This window comes from Legionella resiliens (assembly GCF_021344005.1).
GTDB classification, from domain to species: Bacteria; Pseudomonadota; Gammaproteobacteria; order Legionellales; family Legionellaceae; genus Legionella; species Legionella resiliens.
On sequence record NZ_JAJTND010000006.1, the window covers coordinates 16,628 to 35,315 of the forward strand.

Here is an 18,688-nt window from a genome sequence, read left to right on the forward strand (position 1 = left end):
ATAATGCGCCCTTATTTCTTTTCTTCTTTAGCAGCTTGAGTAGAACGCTGGCTATAACGATCGCGGAACTTCTGAACACGACCCCCAGTATCCACCAATTTTTGCTTACCAGTATAAAAAGGATGACATTGTGAGCATACTTCAATGTTCAAATCTTTGCATAATGTTGAACGGGTTTCAAATTCCTCGCCACAGCTGCATGTTACCTTAACTACTTTATAATCTGGATGAATTGATGCCTTCATAATACTACTCTCTTAGTTTTAAATGAGTATCGCCACCTGAACTCAATGCCAAGCACCATACTCGATACAAATGACGCAAAACAATAGCAGAAAAATTTCTGTAAAGCAATTTTTATCAAATCGGATTGATCTCATCTTGCATTATTTGTTTATAAGAACCCTTATAATCAAATGAATCCATAATTAATGATAGCACTAAGATGATGGATAACCTTACACCTGTCACAAAAATAACAATTAGTCACCCATCCATGAGACAACATATGCCAAAGCCCACCATGGGCACTACAACTGTAGTAAAATGAAACTCAACTTGCTTCGTCCCCCAAAGTTCCGACACAGAAATACATTCGCAGAACCCTAATGGAAAACCATTAATTATTCCACTCAATTATTTTTATGTAAAAAGTCTATATTTCAATCAATTGGTAACAAATTAGCAAGGTATGGTCTACGCTTATAAAAACAAATTAATTTAACAGGAGTTAAAATGAAAAAACTGGCACTTTATAGGCTCGAAACACCTAATGACCTGGATATAAAAGATCGTCGCAAAATTGCCGAGGCGGTTAACCCACTCTTGGCTGATACATTTGCGTTATTCGTTAAAACCAAGAATTTCCATTGGCATATGACTGGCCCTCATTATCGTGATTATCATCTCTTATTAGATGAACAAAGCGACCAAATTTTTGCAATGATCGATGTTTTAGCAGAACGTGTACGCAAACTCGGAGAAAAAACAATCCATTCTATCGGGCAGATCAAGGAATTGCAGACACTTAAAGATGTTAACGAAACCTTATCAGCAGATGACATGCTGAATAATCTTCTGGAAGATAATAAGAGTTTTTTAAAAAATATGAGAAAAGTTCATGAAGTGTGCAGCAAAAGAGATGATTTTGCCACTACCAGTCTCTTGGAAGTTTATATTGATGAAACAGAACGACGAATTTGGTTTTTATTTGAAACGTTACAAAATAAATAAAAAAGAACTGCCAAACAAGCGTGTAGAAGCGGAGCGGAAAAAAATCAATGCTGATACATTTTTTCCTTCAAATTCCGCTCGCTTCACCGTACACTATGAATTTACATTAAAATCCAGTTCAACCCAAACCGGTGCATGATCAGAAGGCCTTTCTACTTTGCGTGGTTCTTTATCAATAACGGATTGCCTACATAATCCATTAAGCGCTTTACTTAATAATATATGATCAATACGCAAGCCCCGATTTCGTCTGAAAGCACCTGCACGATAATCCCACCAACTAAATACTTGCTCATCCTGCATAAAATTTCTAAAACTGTCATGCAATCCAAGATGTAATAATTGGGTAAACGCTTCTCGTTCGGCGGGACTTACTAACACAGACCCCACCCACTCCGCAGGATCATGAACATCACGATCTTCAGGAGCAATATTAAAATCGCCTACTACGGCCACATTAGGAAAAACACTCATTTGTAGTTGAATAAATGCGGTAACCTTTTGCAACCAATTCAGCTTGTATTGATATTTATCCGAAGTGAGCTCTGAACCATTAGGAACATATAAATTGATCAAACGAATACCCGCAACAGTAACCACCAAAATGCGCCGCTGAGGATCATTAAAATCGGGAATATCCGTGAGGACATCAGAAAAAGGATATCGACTTATTACCGCCACACCGTTATAAGTCTTCTGTCCTGAAAATGCCACATAGTAGCCTTTCTCAGTAAATGCGGTCACAGGAAAATTTTCATCAAGCAGCTTCGTTTCCTGTATGGCAAGAACATCCATCTGATTCGAATCAAACCATTCTAATACTTGCTCCTGCCTTACCTTTAATGAATTCACATTCCAGCTTGCTAATTTAAGCACACCAGTCTCCTTTATATTCAATCAGCAAAGGAGCATGATCAGACAGGCGCGCTTCTCGAAAAATACGACTGCCGACTACATCCCCTGTAAGACCAGGAGTTACTACCTGATAATCAATTCTCCATCCTACATTTTTTTCCCATGCACGTCCTCTAAAAGACCACCACGTATATTGATCTTCTTCCTGATTATGCACACGAAATGCATCAATAAACCCCATAGTTCCAAACAACTCATCCATCCATGCACGTTCCTCAGGTAAAAATCCTGAATTCTTTTGATTGCCACGCCAATTTTTCAAATCGATTTTTTTATGAGCAATATTATAATCCCCACACAAAATTAACTCTCGTCCCTCATTTTTCAATCGCATTAAATGTTCGGCAAACTGTTCGAGGAAATTGTATTTCACCATCTGGCGTTCATCACCACTAGTACCTGAAGGTAAATAAAGGGATATTATACTGAATTTAGGATAATCAAATTGAATATATCGTCCTTCATTATCGCAATAATCAAAACCCATACCTTTCACGATACGACTTGGTTTGTGGCGAGCGTAAATTGCCACCCCGCTGTATCCTTTCTTTTGAGCTGAATAATACTCACAAAAATAATCACGAGGATAATACAGCTCTTCCGGAATTAACTGTTCAGGTTGAGCCTTCGTTTCTTGAATACAAACAAAATCAGCATCTTGCATTGCAAGCCACTCGTAAAATCCGTTACGTGCTGCTGAACGTATACCATTGGCATTAAAACTAATTACTTTCATTTTTTTCACTCAATTTTATTATAGTCTGGATGAATGCGTATCTTGGAAATCACAGCCAATATGCTTGGGGCTTCACTTCCCAAGCTCAACTAATCGCTCACTTTTTTCTATCCAACTTAAGAGCAGCTCGTGCCAAACGCTCACCTAAATGCTTGGCTAAATTAATTTCATCCTGACTCAGAGGTCGATCATTTGCCACACCCGAAACATGGGTTACACCATAGGGTGTTCCCCCGCTAACCGTATCATTTAAAGACGGTTCAGAATATGGAACCCCCAATAAAATCATGCCCTGATGCAACAAAGGCAACATCATACTAAGCAAAGTAGTTTCCTGACCACCATGCATGCTTGCAGAAGAAGAAAAAACACATGCAGGTTTATCTACTAAATCACCTCCCAACCACAAAGATGAAGTGCTATCCAAAAAATACTTCAAAGGAGCAGCCATATTTCCAAAACGAGTAGGGCTCCCTAAAGCAAGACCATGGCAATGACGTAAATCATCCAAGGTTACATAAGGTGCACCATTATCCGGAATTGCTTTATCTATTGCTTCACACGTGGCTGAAACAGGTGGAACCGTTCTTAAGCGCGCTTCAATCCCCTCAACACGTTCTACCCCACGTGCAATATATTGTGCTAATTGTGCTACAGAACCGGTTCGCGAGTAATATAAAACCAAAACATAAGGATTAGACATCAAACAACTCCATTATCTTATACCTAAAAAAGCAACAAGCTAAAGGTGATCCGCTACAAACTCAAATGCTTCTTTTCGGTTAAAATTTAAAATCATACTTTAATTGGTCTTCCAATTTTTTTTCAATAAATTTAATTCGTTGATGCAAAGATCCTCCTTTTTCAGGTTTTAGTGTCTTCAAATCAGAAACAATATCATCAGCAGAGTCATAATAATTCTTAACTGACATATTCGCGATAATTTTACTTACTGCCCTGACATGGTGTCTATTCCAATGTCCTGAAATCATTCGCCCAATAAACGAACCGAATAAACAATTTTCTTTGGTATAATCTATAAGCAACGCTTTGATTCTTCTATGATTGGAATCCCCTTTGATTTTATTCCAAATCTCTGCATAAGCATCTGGGAAATCTAAAGTAGGTTTTGAACGATTAAAAAAAGAATATAATTTTACATCAACACTCGAAAAAGAAGAACGAGAACCATAAGTTAGTGAATTATTTACTCCTTTCTCTATAAGCTCAAGATCCCCACTTATCATTGTAGCAATAGAACTCGAATTATGTGACATTTTTTTCTCCTCCGTGAGAACATCTGTTCTTTTGACCTACAGTTGAATCACATACCAAAATTCCAGCTGAATCAAGCCCCATCAAAAATTGAATCAGAGAAGGCAAATTGTCATAATAATTTTCCTTAATTTTATTAGACAGGTTTATTATACCAAGCAACCTTGATTTTTAGAAATAAAGGCCTATCTCATTGAATTAATTAATTTTTTTATTTAAATAAGCGTGGAATCACAACCATGGGAGATGTGGAATCCAGAGTTGAAAAAAGTTCATGTGTTTTTATGAAACCCGAGTTTCGCTGGGTTACACTCGGGTTATTATAGTTTAAAGAATATAGCGGGCTAAATCTTCATCCGCTACGAGCTGTCCGAGATTTTTCTCAACATATGCTTTATCAACATGGACGGACTCGCCTGATTTGTCTGTTGCTTCAAAAGAAACAACTTCCAATAATCGCTCCATAACGGTATAAAGCCTACGCGCACCAATATTTTCTGTACGCTCATTCACTTGCCATGCTACTTCGGCAATACGTCGAATTCCTGTCTCATCAAATGTTAATGTTAAACCTTCGGTAGCCATTAAAGCACAGTATTGCAGCGTCAATGATGCTGTAGGTTCAGTAAGAATACGTACAAAATCATCAACAGAAAGAGCGGATAACTCAACACGTATCGGCAATCTACCTTGCAATTCTGCAATCAGATCGGACGGCTTAGCTACATGGAACGCCCCAGATGCAATAAATAAAATATGATCTGAACGAATCATGCCGTATTTGGTCGTCACCGTTGTTCCTTCCACTAAAGGCAATAAATCTCTTTGTACGCCTTCACGAGAAACATCTCCTCCTCCCGCATTTTCAGTACGTCGCGCCACTTTATCCAACTCATCAATAAAGACAATACCATTTTGTTCCACATTCTCTATGGCACGAGTCTTAATGTCATCTTCGTTAATTAGTTTAGCAGCTTCCTCTTCACGTAAAATTTGCATGGACTTACCAATAGTCATTTTTCGGGTTTTCGTTCGATGAGTACCCACTTGTTGAAACATTGACTGTAATTGGTTTGTCATCTCTTCCATGCCTGGAGGAGCCATAATTTCGATGCCTATTGGTGTTGCTGAAACCTCTATTTCAATTTCGTTCTCATCGAGAATGCCCTCACGCAATTGCTTACGAAAGACTTGCCTTGCGGTACTGTCTTTTTCACTTGGGGTTAAGCTGCCCCGTGCAGGAGGAAGTAATACATCAAGGATACGCTCTTCAGCTGCGTCTTCAGCCAAATGCTCTACCTTCTTCATGGCAAATTCACGTTCTTGTTTTACCGCAATATCCGCTAAATCACGAAGAATAGAGTCTACATCGCGTCCGACATATCCTACTTCAGTAAACTTTGTTGCTTCTACTTTGATAAATGGAGCACGAGCCAATTTAGCCAAACGCCGAGCAATCTCTGTTTTACCTACACCAGTTGGTCCAATCATAAGAATATTTTTGGGCATGATTTCATTACGCAAAGCGAGATCTTTAATGTTCATACGCCGCCAACGATTACGTAATGCAATTGCTACTGCTCTTTTCGCATCATCCTGGCCAATAATATACTTATCCAATTCTTGGACAATTTCGCGAGGAGTCATCACCTCTCGGATAATCTCACGAGGAGATATCGCCTTGTTGTTATTTGTTGCCATGATTTAATTCTTCTATAGTTAAATTGTTATTGGTATAAATACAGATATCTCCAGCAATAGTTAATGCTTTGCGCACTATATCCACAGCAGATAATTTTGTATTTTCCATCAATGCTCGCGCAGCTGCTTGTGCAAAAGGTCCACCCGAGCCAATAGCAATTAAACTATGCTCAGGCTCGATTACATCACCATTACCTGTAATAATTAGGGAAGATTTGATGTCTGCTACAGCAAGTACTGCTTCAAGTCGGCGTAATATTCTGTCTGTTCGCCAATCTTTAGCAAGCTCAACTGCAGCACGTACCAAATGGCCTTGATGCATTTCCAGCTTGCTCTCAAAACGTTCAAAAAGAGTAAACGCATCCGCGGTACCACCGGCAAAGCCAGCAATTACCTGGTCTTTGTAGAGGCGTCGCACCTTACGTGCATTACCCTTCATCACGGTATTACCTAAAGTTACCTGGCCATCGCCACCGATAACCACTTGATTTCCGCGTCGTACTGAAAGTATGGTTGTCCCACGAAATTGTTCCAAAATTAAATCCTCAAATCAAACCGGAACTCCGTACATGGGGATGATAAACAAAAAAACAAGGGGGCTCAAAATGAATAATTATTCATTGAGCATCCTCAAATACTCTATACATTATTGAGAATATCCATAGAGATTAGACCCTAGATGAAAAAGGATACCCCATGGGATAGATTTTCTAATCCAAGATGTTGTGCAATGCTTTGGCCAACATCAGCAAAGGTATCACGCCGTCCGATAAAGCGGCTTTTAAGACTCGGACCATATACTAATACTGGAATATGTTCCCTTGTATGATCTGAACCAGGAAAAGTAGGATCACAACCATGATCCGCAGCAATTACAACCAGATCATCAGGCTTTAATAATGCATGAAGTTCCGGAAGACGTGCATCAAACTCCTCAAGCGCATGAGCATAACCAATTACATCACGTCGATGACCGTATGAGGAATCAAAATCTACAAAATTAGTAAAAATCAAACTCCCATCAGGTGCAGTCTTCATTGCGCTTAAAGTAGCATCAAATAAGGCCATATTACCGTCTGCCTTAATGACTTGAGTGATGCCTTGATGCGCATAAATATCGGCAATTTTCCCTAGAGTAATGACTTCACGACCGGCTTCTTTCAAGTAATCAAGTAAGGTTTTTGCAGGAGGTAGCGTCGCATAATCCTTACGATTTGCTGTTCGTTTGAATGTTCCTGGTTCACCAATAAATGGTCGAGCAATAACACGGCCGATCTGATATTCATCTACTAAGGTACGAGCGATTTCACAGATATCATATAAACGCTGCAAACCAAAATATTCCTCATGAGCTGCAATTTGAAACACACTGTCTGCAGAAGTATAAACAATGGGTTTACCACTTCGGATATGTTCTTCGCCTAATTCTTCAAGAATAGTCGTTCCAGATGCGTGCTTCTCACCAAGTACTCCGGGCAACCCAGCACGTTGAATCAATGCATCAATTAATTCTTTTGGAAAACAAAAGGGTTGGTCGGGGAAATAACCCCATTCAAAAGTAACTGGAACCCCGGCTAACTCCCAATGCCCGCTTGGAGTATCCTTACCTAAGCTCTGTTCTACCGCATAACCATAATAACCCAAGGGTTCAGGAAAAGTGGACAATTCGACAAAACGTAACCCGCTGCTGGCTAAGGCTGCATGATAAAGCCCTAATTTAGCCAGATTGGGCAAAGTTAATGGCCCTTGACGCAGCCCTTCCCTGTCACTTTCACCGCGCTCACACGCTTGATGGATATGAACAAAAGTATTAGCACCGGCATCCCCATAACGAGATGCATCCAAGCTCGCACCTATTCCAAAGGAATCCATGAGTAATATACAAACTCTCCCTGTCATCTTAGCCCTCAATATGTTCGCAACGTGTTTCGTTTAAACCCAAAAGAATAAAAAAAGCAATTAATAAACCTACAGGTAAAATAATTGCGGCATATTGATATGCACTGAGTAGATATACGGGAGTACCGTTTACTATATGCATCCCGCCATGGCTCGTTAATAAATAACTGAACATATTTTGATACACAATATAACCGCCTTGCGTCAATATTGAAATGACACTTACAGCAGTCGCAGTCATTGCAGGAGAACTACTTTCAGCCACTAAAGCATAACTAATCACTTGTGCTGAAGTAAAGAAACCTAACAAGAAAAACAAAAATGCCATTGTACTATAAGAAACCGGGAGGTAAAGCACTGCGAGCAAAGTTAATAAAGATGCAATCACCCCTATTTTCATGGGTAAAACCCGTAACCCCATTCTATCAGATATCCAACCCACCAGAGGCGAACCAATAATCGCCCCCAAAAATAACATGCCATTTACCATGGACGCTTGTGCAGAGCTAATATCTAATCGTTGCACCAGATATAAAGTACCCATCATGGCTCCAAATACAGCGATGGCCATATTCATTAAACTGGCATAGAATGCTGCCCGCAAGTATTGGGTATTTAAATAAGCTTTTTTAGCAGCCGAGATGACATTAATTGGTTTAGCAGCTTGCTTTACTGCAACTTGTGGTCTTTCTTTTATCCAAAAAAACATCACGACCAACATGACGAAACCAAGAATTCCCACATTTTGCACTGCCTGACGCCATCCAACCAAAATAACTAATTGAGTCAATGGATATTGAGCCAACATGCCTCCAGCCATTGCCATGGTCACTATAGCTCCAGTCACCAAAGCCATGCGCTTTGGTGGAAACCAATGAGATGCTAAGCGCACTGGGCCCAAGAAACAGAAGGCACTGCCTATGCCCGTAATAAACCGGCAAAATAAAGCCATATAAAATGAATGAGAGTAAGCTAACAGAAAAGTACTGGCAACACACAAAAACATGGCAATTAACAATGTATTTTTAATCGAGAACCGATCAAGCACAAGTCCCGCAACAAAAAGGAACAATACATTAGAAAGATAGTAGATACTTGATAACCAAGCCATTCTATCGGCCTGTATCTGAAAATCTTGCATGATGTTTGCGGCGATGGACGCAAACATATTCCCCTGAATAAACTCATAAAAAAAGAATAAAGTCGCAGCAAAACATACCATCCAGGGCAATAATGACGATTTAATCTCGTTATATCCTTGAAACTCATCCACCACTTGCATTTTTACTCCTCAGCTTTACCGCTTGCAATTTGTTTCGCGGGTTAATAATACGGCGATTAAAGCCAAAACTGTAGTTATAGGGAACATCCACATGGCATATTGAAAATCTGCCACAGAATAAGTTGTCGCTGTCACATCAGCATGATGCGCGATTAACCAACCATAGAGCACCTGTCCTACTCCTCCGCCACCCATAATAATTACTGAGGCAATACCTGTCGAGGCACCTGTGTTTTCAGCAGAATTGCTTTCAGCGATTAAAGGATAGGAAATTACCTGTGTGCTTGTAAAAAAGCCTAAGGCAAAAAATATAATGCTCAAAGTAGTTTGTGATAAAGCCACATCAAGGAATAACGGAATGACTGTGATAAGTGTCGCAATGGCCCCTAATACCATCAGGGGCTTACGTCGACCTTGGGTATCAGATAACCATCCTGCCAAGGGACAGCCTACGACACTACCCATAAAAATTAAACTGACAACATTGCTGGCAGCCATTTCAGGTAAATGATGTACTGCTTGTAGGTAACTAGCACCCCATAAGGCACATAAAACCATAATCGGCAAATTAAGAAAGGAAGTATAAAATCCTGCTAACCAATTTTGTGGATTGGATAACGCCTTGATAAATCCAGAAATTACTTGTTCCTGATTGGTAAATGTTTTCATTGGTGAGTCTTCAGGTTTATCGCTAACCATCCAATAAATCCAAAGCAATAATCCAGCACCTACTGCCCCATCGATTAATAAAGCTTTGCGCCATCCAAATAATTCATGGAGATAAGCAAAAGGAGTATGTGCCATCATGCCACCAACAAAAGCCATAGTCACTAAAGAACCAATGACAAGAGCCTGCCTTCTTGGTGGAAACCAATGTGATACCAATACTACACAGGATAAAAAACAAAATGCATTACCTATTCCTGAAAGAAAATGACAAAATGAAGCGACAATAAATGAATGGGTTAAAGCAAAACCTACTGTGCCTAAAACACAAACAAACATGGCGCTTAAAATCACTGTACGTGTGGAAAAGCGATCCAGGATAATCCCTGCTGGAAGAAGAAATAGGATATCCGCCCACAAATAAGCACTGGACATCCAGCTTAATTGAGTCGCATCAATATGGAAATCCTCTCGCAAGGGTTGATTGATTACATCAAAAATATTGAGCTGGAAAAATTCGTAGAAAAAAAATAGTCCAGCTGACAGGCACACCACCCAGGCCATGAAGTCACCACGGGGCACAAAAGTTCTCGAATCCACTGCAAGAGATTGCGACACAGTTACTCCTTATGGCATAAAAAATTGCGCCCGAGTATATCAAAATTCCAAATGAATTGGTATCTTTATTGAACAAGCCCAGAACCTAAGTACTGAATCTTCTACACACCGCTGAAAACTAGTCCATCCCTACTCCAACTTCCCGCGGCTTGTCCGCGGGATCCAGAGATCTGTGCTAAAACACTGGACCCCGCGGACAAGCCCTGAGCGCGGTACGTAGAGAAATTTAAAGCAGTACGTAGAGAAACTTAAGTGGTACATGATAAATTTAAAAAACTGACGATCGTTCAGGGTCTGTTTACCTTCGGTATCGTCAGTTTTGAGAAACCTCCACTAATTTTTTCGCCTACGTACCCCCCCCTTAATTTTTTCGCCTACCTACCGCGCTTTATGCGCGGTACGTAGGAAAGCGGTACGTAGAGAAACTTAAGTGGTACATGATAAATTTAGAAAACTGACGATCGTTCAGGCACAAGCCGCGGGGAGTAACATAAATGTGATCAGGAGAAAGAACCTAAGTACTACAAACAGAAATTCATTCAAAACAATCCTTTTTCTCTGGTTGTGATTACTCAACTGCCTTACGTACCCTTCCTACAAAAATTCTTTACCCAAACCGGAATACGCATCAATAAATAAGGCTTGTCCCCCGAATACACGCGTTGAATAAAGATCATTTTGGAGAACACATCCGGCGAAACCTCATGTACATCGTGCGGCTTGATTGCAAAATAATTTTCTCGGTTATTGTCCAGCAAAGCGCAGAGTTCTTCATTATGAAAAGCAAATTTTCCTCGTCCTCTTGAGTAAAATTGGGCCGAGAATTCAACTTTGAAATCCCAATAAATAAGATAACTTCCTGGAACTGGATGTTGTTTTAGCCATGCGGCAACTACAGACTTTTCCGTTTTGGAAACCGCTTTGGGAACTATATTAAATGCAAGGGTTATCCCCAGGGCAAATACACCAACAATAATTGAAAGTCCTGTGATAAGTTGCTTTGCTTTTGCTGCAACACCAACACGCTCCCAATATTCCACAAAAAACACCGAAAAAGCAGGGAGACTAGGAAAAATATAAGTGTAAATAATGTTCCTGGAAAAAGTAAAAAAGACCAGCGGAATTACCGTACAAAGAAAGAAAAAGCTCAGCCATCCATCTTTGTCGATAAATACTTTACGTGGATTATGTCTGTATTTAATAAACCAAGCAGCGCCTAAGAGACACCAAGGGAAAATACCCACTACTGCATAAACCCAAATCATCCCCCAAAGTTCTTGATGGGCATAACCATACTTATCACCCGTCCATCCTGGCTTTAAAAATCGATTAAAATTCTCACCCACAATAAAATAATTTAAAAAACCAGGCGTGCGTATTTCTGCCCAAATGTACCAGGGAAGCGCAATAATAAGCATCAATAAGACACCTTTTATCCAAGGCAATCTTTCCCATAAATTACGCCATTGATTCCGTAGTAACACCCAAAAAAATATCGGCATGCCTGATAAAACAATAGCAACAGGACCTTTTGCTAATAACCCTAATCCCAAACCTATAAAAAAAATATAAGACCAGAGCTTGTTCCCCTCAACGATTGCCCGCCAAAAAGCAACTAACACTAAAGTAATGCAAAATACTAAAGACGGATCGGTCATTACGGTTCCTGCATCAACGAAAAAATCCAAAGCTCCTGCAAGAACTAAAATTGTGATCGTTGCAATCACAGATCCACTACGCTTTTTAGTTAAATCCCAAATAAGCCACAGTGTTGCCAAAGATAAGAGTAAGCCAGGCAAACGAACCGCAAACTCATTAATCCCAAAAAGTTTCATTGAAAAAGCAGACAACCAGGTAGACAAAGGCGGTTTTGCCCAAAAAGGAACACCGTAATCATGTAACGGAGTCACCCAATTCCCGGTTTCCAACATTTTGCGGGCAATCTCTCCGTAACGTGCCTCAGACACATCGTTTAGAGGGATAAAACACATGGAAATAATACGACAGACAAGCAGAAAGAGTAATGCAAAACGTGCATTATTAAAAAATTGATTATTCAACTGTTTATCGTTTTCAATATTCAAAACAGACCTCGTTAAAAATTTCCCCTCTTGCATTTATGCAAGGCGTATAAAATACATGCGCTTATCCGAGCTATCTTGATGAAGCACTTATCAAAAAATGACAGAATATTACCCATTATTTCAATTAATACAATTTTTTTATGTTTGTTGAGAAAAAAATAAACCAATTTTAATACCCAATAAAGAGATTAACATAATGAATTTTCTTAGGTTTTATTAAAAGACTAAAATGTATAATGAAAATACATGACGAGCGGTTTACTTTAGTTTACACTGAGGCCTTGTAAGACGAACTTACATTATCAATCCATTGGAAATTTGGAGGCTAACATGACGTTTGTACTAAAGGATTTAAGTGAATTAAGAAAACTTTTTGACCATGCCGTTAGTGTCTATTTAAGACGCGAGAAAAAAGGAAAAATTGAAGACCTCCCTGACAGAAGAAAATTCGAACTTCAATTTCTGAGTTCCATCCTCGAAAAATTGGAAGAACAATCAAAAGAACATTCCGTCCCAGCTGCAAATCTTGTGTTTTATGGTGCAATGTACACTACATTACAAGACATCAGAAATAATCGGAAGACCGGGGAATCATTCGGACTAATTTATGATGACCTAATTGATATCATAGGTATCAGTGATGAGGTAAAAGAAGAAGACAAACCTAACTTATATCAAATTGCTAAATTCTATACCGCTTTGAATGCATTCCTGAATCAAGTTTTTATAGAGAACGATTCTCGTAAAGGCTTTGCAAAAAACCATATGTTGACTACTGTTCCAACCGAGAACTTAAGCAAATTGATTCACACCTCTTATCAATTGGAAAATGAAGCTCAGAAAGCAATAGTTGCTTCCTTTACCACTGATGGACAAACTGCCCCCGAACTCAGCAAATACAAAGCATCTAAAAGGTCTCCAGCCTCTGCAACCATTCGATTTGGTGGTTGGGATAAACTCAATGCTGATCTTGATGAGTTAATCAAAGATGAATTGGCAGATAAAAATGTTTCCAAGATTGAAAAGTTATCAAAAGAGCGTATCGCTCAACTTCATTTTTTGAACGCCATAAGAAATACCCTGAAAACATCTGCAGTCGAAGAAGAAGAGAAAGTTGCTATCCTCGCTGGAGCCATGCACCTAGTTCGTCAACAGATTATAATTGAGTGTGACAGTTCATATCTTAAGAAAAAGGAAAATTCTGTTATTTTCAAAGGGTTAAACAAGCTTCTTGCGATAGATGTTGTAAGCCAACAAGATGTTGAGTCCTTAGTTACCTCAGCAACTCAATTTATACAATTTATGACAGTAGATCCGAAGCAAAACGGCAAAAAAGCAATTCGTACTAACCATATTTTTTCAACAATTGCAGATTTTAATTTAAAGGCTACTTTTAATTTGTTAATTGACATGATATTCACTCGTCGCACTGCGGCATTAGACGAGGTTGTTGAGGAGTTTAAGAAAGAAACTAAAGCAAAAGAAACTAAAGTGCCTGAAAAAACTAAAGGAGGTTACTTAGCCTCAGCTTTAGGTTATTTTAGATCCAAGAAAGAAGATGATTCAGAAGAGGAAGAAGAGAGCCTAGAGTATAAAAGTGGCACTCCTACAACCAAATAATTCTAGTCATCACGTTTTTTAACTTGACTCTCCGATAAGGCGGCAAATTATTTTCATTTTCCGCCTTATTTTAATAAGCGCTTCGCTTCAGATAAGCCATTTAAGCTAATTTTTGTTACAATATCATTTTTTCCAATTTGTTTTACCTTCTACTCATGAAAATTAAATTAATTATTAAAGAGATATCGTTTGTCCTAATACTTTTTGTAGTAAGTCAAAGTCTCAGTTTTGCGTTTGGGCATAGCGGGAAGACAGCTAACAACAGCAATAGTATTACCCATTCAAAAAACCAATCTCCAGAGGAGCCCAACGAGAGGAAAAAAGAATCCTCTAGAGCATTGCCTTTTGTACATAAAAAAACGGTATCCATAACCATTGATGATCTCCCGTTTGTTGGAGAGTCTCGAAACTTTCATTTGAATATGATGATCGATACCATGACCAAGGAGCAAATACCGGCTACTGGATTTATTATTGCCAGTGAAGTGCGCAAAAATAACTGGGAAATATTACACAAATTTCGCGATGCCGGTTTCGGATTGGGCAATCACACGCTCACCCATGCCAATTTGAATAAAATGGATACTGAAGAATACATTCAGGAAATTCAAGAAGCAGACAACATTTTACTTCCTGTTTTAACTGAACCTAAATATTTTCGTTATCCTTACTTAGCCATGAGTTCTGGACAAAAAAAAGAAGATATTCTCTGTTATCTTGCACAAAAAAATTATCATGTAGCCCCAATTACTATAGATTCCAAAGATTTTGTCTTTAATCAACGACTGTTATCCGTACCCGAGATAAAGAGACGTGCCTACCTTGAGGAATTGAAGCCCTTTTATCTTGATTTTATTTGGCAACAAACACTTCGAGCTGAAGAACACAATCAATTTCATCAAAATACCGAACAATCGCAAATTTTATTGATCCATGCCAATTTACTCAATGCCTATGTTTTACCCGATCTTATCAACCTGTATAAACAAAATGGATACGAATTTGTCAATTTGGAAGAAGCATTGAAAACCTTTAAATCTCCAACTCAATGTTCTCGACCTCATACACTTGCACAAAACAAAAAACGACATCAGCAACTGAAGGTCGCACGTAATGTAGATATTGAGGCATTTATTGAATGGGATTAAACCTAAAAAAACAGTTGGAGTTGTAGCGAGCAGAGTACTACTGCTTTTTCTAGATTAAAGATAAGCAAAAAACACGAATTGAAAAATGGATACATTGTTGCAGGAACTATTCTATCCGTATTAAACTTTTCTTTTCATATTAAGCTCAAAAGCATAAATTTTGGTAAAATTTTAGTCTTAACCTAAACTAAATATATAGATACTTAAAAACGGATTGCTCTTACAGGGACGGAACTTTGAAATTCATGCCAGCTAAAAAGACAGCGTTCACCTTAATTGAACTTTTGGTGACCTTATTGGTACTTTGCGTCACTTTGGTTATAGCAATTCCCTTCTTAAGCGGTATGCTTATGAATAATCGCCTAATAGCTTATACAGATATGTTTGTGAACGCGCTTAATTATGCGCGCCACAGCGCGCTTAACGGATCAATGAACGTCATAGTTTGCCCCTTCGGGGCACCACAATCCACCACTTGTGGCGGAAGTTGGAACGCCGGATGGATAGTAGCAACCCAACCCACAGTAGGTGCAAGCACCTTATTGAAAAGCCAGCAACTTTCACCTTCAGATCCTGTCCTTTCAGGCAACGTTGCAAATGTAGTCTTTGATTCTCATGGAGTGACTACTACTCCAAGTAATTTTAAATTTTGTGACAGCAGAGGAGGAGCATTTGGACGTTCTGTAGAAGTATTGGCCACTGGATATGTCCAATCAAGTACCACACCCGGACAAGCCGTTTGGGATAACAGTGCGCTTACATGCCCTTAATGGAGGTTATTCATGAATCATTCGGGGAAATACAGCACACAACAAACAGGAATGTCATTAATCGAGGTCCTCGTTGCACTCGTGGTCATGGCCGTTGGCTTGTTAGGCATAGCAGGTATGTTAATCCTGTCAAGTAAAGCAAATAATTCAAGTTATGCCAAACAACAGGCAGTACAAAGTATTTATGACATATTTGACAAAATTCGTGCTAATTCGCAAGCGGCAATTAATGGCAACTACAATATCAGTAATATCAACAGCAGCGGCTCGCCGACTCCACCATCTCCGCCAGGAGTCATGTGCAATCAATCTCCTTGTTCGAGTGCTCAATTAGCGGCATATGATACATGGTATTGGCTTACCCGTGATGTAAGCAAATTGCCAAGGGGCAGCGGTTCCATCACTTCATCTCCTGCCCCTGGGACAGGTGGAAATACACTGATTACTGTAACTGTGCAATGGGATGACAGCCTGGCACAAAATCTTGTGGGTGCAAGCAGCGCTCCTGCTCCTAACCCGAACTATGTCCAACTAATCGTACAAAGCCAATTATGAATAATTATAAAGCACATCAACATGGTTTTTCCTTAGTCGAATTAATGATTGCAGCAGTTATTGGTCTTTTACTCAGTTATGCAGCGATACAAATTTATGTGACCCAAACTCAAATCTATAGAGTGACAAACTCACAATCTCTGATTCAAAGTACAGAAAATGCTATTGCCAATCTAGTCACACCGATTATTCGCTCCGCAGGGTTTATGGGTTGTGGATCACTTAGTACCTCAATCTCTAATTTAAATGGTGGTGGTTCCCCCCCTATTGCCTCACTCAATACTAATTCAACCTTACTCACTGGTTACAATCGAAATGGAGCAACAATTACAATTAGCCAAGGCAATCCTGCTAATGACACCAACTCAGGTAATTGGACACCTTCCTTGGATTCATCATTAGCAGGAAATGTTCAAAATACGAGTGATGTCCTAGTTGTTCTCGGCGCAACTCCTGGCAGTTTTCCTGTCTCAATCACCACGATTGATTCAGGCAGCGACTCCTTTACAGTGCAAAGCATGAGCGGTATTAATCTTGCTGCTGGACGATTCGCTGGGATATCTGATTGTATTAAATCCACTGTTTTTCTTGTGACTAATATAACAGGAACAACGATTAGCCATGGTTCAGGTACAGGACAATATGAAAATTCTTCTTCTACTTTTAGTTCAAACTATCAGGCAGGAGCCCAATTTATTCCGCTTCAACAAACCGCTTTTTTTGTGGGACAAGGACAAGGTGGACAAAGTGCATTGATGCGGGGGATTTTAACCAGTACAGGGTGGACAATCCAACCTCTTGTTCCTGGGGTTTCAGTAATGAAAGTACAATATGGCATAGGAGGGAATGGTTCAATTTCTCAGTATGTCTCTGCCAATGCTGTTCCAAACTGGGCTCAAGTTTATGCAATTCGCCTGGGTTTTTTAATTGAGGGAAAAGTTGCTTCCGGCAATCTGAATACTACTCAATATAATGTATTAGAGACTTCAGTTACCGTCCCAAATGACAATCGACTTCGTCATGTATATGAAATCAATATTGCGTTAAGGAATGCGAGCTCATGAATTTTATTTCTCAAAATACAAAGTCTGCTCTCCCCAACAGCAATATAATTATTTCCAACTTCGCTGTAGGGAAAAAAGTACAAGAAGAAAAGAAATGCGGAGCTTCAGTATGCATGCCAGTACATAAGAACTCCCTAGAAAAAGTAATTTCAGTGCAACAAAAAGGCTATATCTTGTTAGTGACCATGATTTTACTACTTGTTCTTATATCCTTGGCACTTACAGCAATATCAATAAATACAACACAAACACGAATCGCCGCCAATGCTACTGATACCGAAATCAGTTTGGAAAAAACTGAAGGGGCTTTAAATGAAGCGATTAATAAACTACTCAATGGAACCTACACTTCCACAAGTTTCATGCAGAATGGCAATGGATTATACATACTAAATCCTAGTGACCCACCTTTATGGAAGACAGCTAATTGGTCCAGCGCTTCATCAGTAATCCTCAGCTTCCAAGGATATTCCAATTCACAGTCGAGTTACATTATTGAGCAACTACCCTCGATTGTTCAGCCAGGACAAAATATGAAAACACCCACTCGTGTATATCGAATTACTGCACGTTCGGTAGGTGCCAATGGGAATACAATAGTGATGCTACAAAGTACAGTACAAATACAACAATAGGTAAAACGAATGATGAATAATGCACGAAAACACGGATTCACCTTAATTGAAGTAATGATAGCCGTACTTATTATAGGCATACTGGCTACAATTGCCTATCCTTCCTATGTCAGTTTCGTGCTCAAATCACGTCGTTCAGATGCGATGGCCACATTAGCACAAGATCAGATCATTCTGGAACGGTGTTATTCACAAAACTTTTCTTATAACGCTCCTTGTGCCTCGTTACCTCCATTTCCGCAAACATCGGCTCAAGGTTTCTACAGTATAACCTTATCTAATGTAGGAGCTACAACATATACACTCACAGCAACACCAATTGGGAGCCAGGCGGAAGATGAAACCTGTGCCAGCATGACAGTAGATCAATCGAACGCAAAAACCGCAGTAGATTCATCAGGAATTGCACAAACCATTTGTTGGAATCCGACATAATAGGAATCCAGGTACCTAATAAAAAATTTACTTTACAAAGAAAACTCGATTC

At 39.3% G+C, this 18,688-nt stretch carries 19 protein-coding genes; 8 read left to right on the plus strand and 11 right to left on the minus strand.

All coding sequences use genetic code 11. The annotated features are described in order from the left end of the window. Positions 1 to 11: 11 nt before the first annotated feature. Positions 12 to 245, minus strand: coding sequence for a 50S ribosomal protein L31 (gene rpmE, locus LXO92_RS15465; protein WP_058517521.1), 234 nt, complete (start codon positions 243 to 245; stop codon positions 12 to 14). Between the two features lie 490 nt (positions 246 to 735). Between rpmE and LXO92_RS15470 the strand changes: the two genes are divergently transcribed. Continuing rightward, positions 736 to 1,233: a Dps family protein gene (locus tag LXO92_RS15470; protein ID WP_182350409.1), complete on the plus strand. Its 498-nt coding sequence runs from the start codon at positions 736 to 738 to the stop codon at positions 1,231 to 1,233. A gap of 93 nt (positions 1,234 to 1,326) precedes the next feature. On the opposite strand, the gene xth is transcribed toward LXO92_RS15470, so the two are convergent. From xth to LXO92_RS15520, 10 genes are all read right to left on the minus strand, one after another. After that, entirely contained in the window at positions 1,327 to 2,109 is a 783-nt protein-coding gene (gene xth, locus LXO92_RS15475; protein WP_182350410.1) for an exodeoxyribonuclease III, read from the minus strand. Next, positions 2,102 to 2,884, minus strand: coding sequence for an exodeoxyribonuclease III (locus tag LXO92_RS15480; protein ID WP_182350411.1), 783 nt, complete (start codon positions 2,882 to 2,884; stop codon positions 2,102 to 2,104). The genes xth and LXO92_RS15480 overlap by 8 nt, the downstream gene beginning before the upstream one ends. A 97-nt stretch (positions 2,885 to 2,981) precedes the next feature. After that, positions 2,982 to 3,587, minus strand: a complete 606-nt coding sequence (wrbA, locus tag LXO92_RS15485) for an NAD(P)H:quinone oxidoreductase (protein WP_182350412.1) — start codon at positions 3,585 to 3,587, stop codon at positions 2,982 to 2,984. 79 nt (positions 3,588 to 3,666) lie between these two features. Next, on the minus strand, positions 3,667 to 4,161 hold the full coding sequence (locus LXO92_RS15490) for a DUF5617 domain-containing protein (RefSeq protein ID WP_182350413.1): 495 nt from the start codon (positions 4,159 to 4,161) through the stop codon (positions 3,667 to 3,669). Between the two features lie 325 nt (positions 4,162 to 4,486). Beyond that, on the minus strand, positions 4,487 to 5,860 hold the full coding sequence (gene hslU, locus LXO92_RS15495; protein WP_182350414.1) for an ATP-dependent protease ATPase subunit HslU: 1,374 nt from the start codon (positions 5,858 to 5,860) through the stop codon (positions 4,487 to 4,489). Continuing rightward, positions 5,847 to 6,395, minus strand: coding sequence for an ATP-dependent protease subunit HslV (gene hslV / locus LXO92_RS15500; RefSeq protein WP_182350415.1), 549 nt, complete (start codon positions 6,393 to 6,395; stop codon positions 5,847 to 5,849). The genes hslU and hslV overlap by 14 nt, the downstream gene beginning before the upstream one ends. Positions 6,396 to 6,535: 140 nt before the next feature. Next, positions 6,536 to 7,759: a phosphopentomutase gene (locus LXO92_RS15505; RefSeq protein WP_182350416.1), complete on the minus strand. Its 1,224-nt coding sequence runs from the start codon at positions 7,757 to 7,759 to the stop codon at positions 6,536 to 6,538. Between the two features lies 1 nt (position 7,760). Beyond that, the gene (locus LXO92_RS15510; RefSeq protein WP_182350417.1) at positions 7,761 to 9,041 is read right to left on the minus strand and encodes an MFS transporter; all 1,281 of its coding nucleotides are present in this window, start codon (positions 9,039 to 9,041) and stop codon (positions 7,761 to 7,763) included. Positions 9,042 to 9,056: 15 nt separating this feature from the next. Next, positions 9,057 to 10,325, minus strand: a complete 1,269-nt coding sequence (locus LXO92_RS15515) for an MFS transporter (protein WP_182350418.1) — start codon at positions 10,323 to 10,325, stop codon at positions 9,057 to 9,059. A gap of 581 nt (positions 10,326 to 10,906) precedes the next feature. After that, positions 10,907 to 12,409, minus strand: coding sequence for an ArnT family glycosyltransferase (locus tag LXO92_RS15520; RefSeq protein WP_182350419.1), 1,503 nt, complete (start codon positions 12,407 to 12,409; stop codon positions 10,907 to 10,909). Positions 12,410 to 12,739: 330 nt separating this feature from the next. On the opposite strand from LXO92_RS15520, the gene LXO92_RS15525 reads away from it, so the two are divergent. From LXO92_RS15525 to LXO92_RS15555, 7 genes are all read left to right on the plus strand, one after another. Then, a complete protein-coding gene (locus tag LXO92_RS15525) occupies positions 12,740 to 14,029 on the plus strand; it encodes a hypothetical protein (protein WP_182350420.1) in 1,290 nt (429 codons plus the stop codon). 155 nt (positions 14,030 to 14,184) lie between these two features. Then, positions 14,185 to 15,177: a polysaccharide deacetylase family protein gene (locus LXO92_RS15530; protein WP_232891287.1), complete on the plus strand. Its 993-nt coding sequence runs from the start codon at positions 14,185 to 14,187 to the stop codon at positions 15,175 to 15,177. Between the two features lie 245 nt (positions 15,178 to 15,422). After that, the gene (locus LXO92_RS15535; protein ID WP_182350421.1) at positions 15,423 to 15,947 is read left to right on the plus strand and encodes a GspH/FimT family protein; all 525 of its coding nucleotides are present in this window, start codon (positions 15,423 to 15,425) and stop codon (positions 15,945 to 15,947) included. 12 nt (positions 15,948 to 15,959) lie between these two features. Further along, a complete protein-coding gene (gene pilV, locus LXO92_RS15540; RefSeq protein WP_182350422.1) occupies positions 15,960 to 16,502 on the plus strand; it encodes a type IV pilus modification protein PilV in 543 nt (180 codons plus the stop codon). Continuing rightward, entirely contained in the window at positions 16,499 to 17,566 is a 1,068-nt protein-coding gene (locus tag LXO92_RS15545) for a PilW family protein (protein ID WP_182350423.1), read from the plus strand. The genes pilV and LXO92_RS15545 overlap by 4 nt, the downstream gene beginning before the upstream one ends. Before the next feature lie 113 nt (positions 17,567 to 17,679). Next, entirely contained in the window at positions 17,680 to 18,201 is a 522-nt protein-coding gene (locus LXO92_RS15550) for a pilus assembly PilX family protein (protein WP_232891309.1), read from the plus strand. 9 nt (positions 18,202 to 18,210) lie between these two features. After that, on the plus strand, positions 18,211 to 18,636 hold the full coding sequence (locus LXO92_RS15555; RefSeq protein WP_182350425.1) for a type IV pilin protein: 426 nt from the start codon (positions 18,211 to 18,213) through the stop codon (positions 18,634 to 18,636). Positions 18,637 to 18,688 lie beyond the last annotated feature (52 nt).

Excerpts from the sequence above, each read along its gene's own strand:
- LXO92_RS15510 (WP_182350417.1), bottom strand. The coding sequence starts at position 9,041 with ATGCAAGTGGTGGATGAGTTTCAAGGATATAACGAGATTAAATCGTCA.
- LXO92_RS15525 (WP_182350420.1), top strand. The coding sequence starts at position 12,740 with ATGACGTTTGTACTAAAGGATTTAAGTGAATTAAGAAAACTTTTTGAC.
- LXO92_RS15480 (WP_182350411.1), bottom strand. The coding sequence starts at position 2,884 with ATGAAAGTAATTAGTTTTAATGCCAATGGTATACGTTCAGCAGCACGT.
- rpmE (WP_058517521.1), bottom strand. The coding sequence starts at position 245 with ATGAAGGCATCAATTCATCCAGATTATAAAGTAGTTAAGGTAACATGC.
- LXO92_RS15555 (WP_182350425.1), top strand. The coding sequence starts at position 18,211 with ATGATGAATAATGCACGAAAACACGGATTCACCTTAATTGAAGTAATG.
- LXO92_RS15545 (WP_182350423.1), top strand. The coding sequence starts at position 16,499 with ATGAATAATTATAAAGCACATCAACATGGTTTTTCCTTAGTCGAATTA.
- LXO92_RS15505 (WP_182350416.1), bottom strand. The coding sequence starts at position 7,759 with ATGACAGGGAGAGTTTGTATATTACTCATGGATTCCTTTGGAATAGGT.
- LXO92_RS15530 (WP_232891287.1), top strand. The coding sequence starts at position 14,185 with ATGAAAATTAAATTAATTATTAAAGAGATATCGTTTGTCCTAATACTT.
- LXO92_RS15535 (WP_182350421.1), top strand. The coding sequence starts at position 15,423 with ATGCCAGCTAAAAAGACAGCGTTCACCTTAATTGAACTTTTGGTGACC.
- wrbA (WP_182350412.1), bottom strand. The coding sequence starts at position 3,587 with ATGTCTAATCCTTATGTTTTGGTTTTATATTACTCGCGAACCGGTTCT.
- LXO92_RS15550 (WP_232891309.1), top strand. The coding sequence starts at position 17,680 with ATGCCAGTACATAAGAACTCCCTAGAAAAAGTAATTTCAGTGCAACAA.
- pilV (WP_182350422.1), top strand. The coding sequence starts at position 15,960 with ATGAATCATTCGGGGAAATACAGCACACAACAAACAGGAATGTCATTA.
- LXO92_RS15490 (WP_182350413.1), bottom strand. The coding sequence starts at position 4,161 with ATGTCACATAATTCGAGTTCTATTGCTACAATGATAAGTGGGGATCTT.
- LXO92_RS15470 (WP_182350409.1), top strand. The coding sequence starts at position 736 with ATGAAAAAACTGGCACTTTATAGGCTCGAAACACCTAATGACCTGGAT.
- hslU (WP_182350414.1), bottom strand. The coding sequence starts at position 5,860 with ATGGCAACAAATAACAACAAGGCGATATCTCCTCGTGAGATTATCCGA.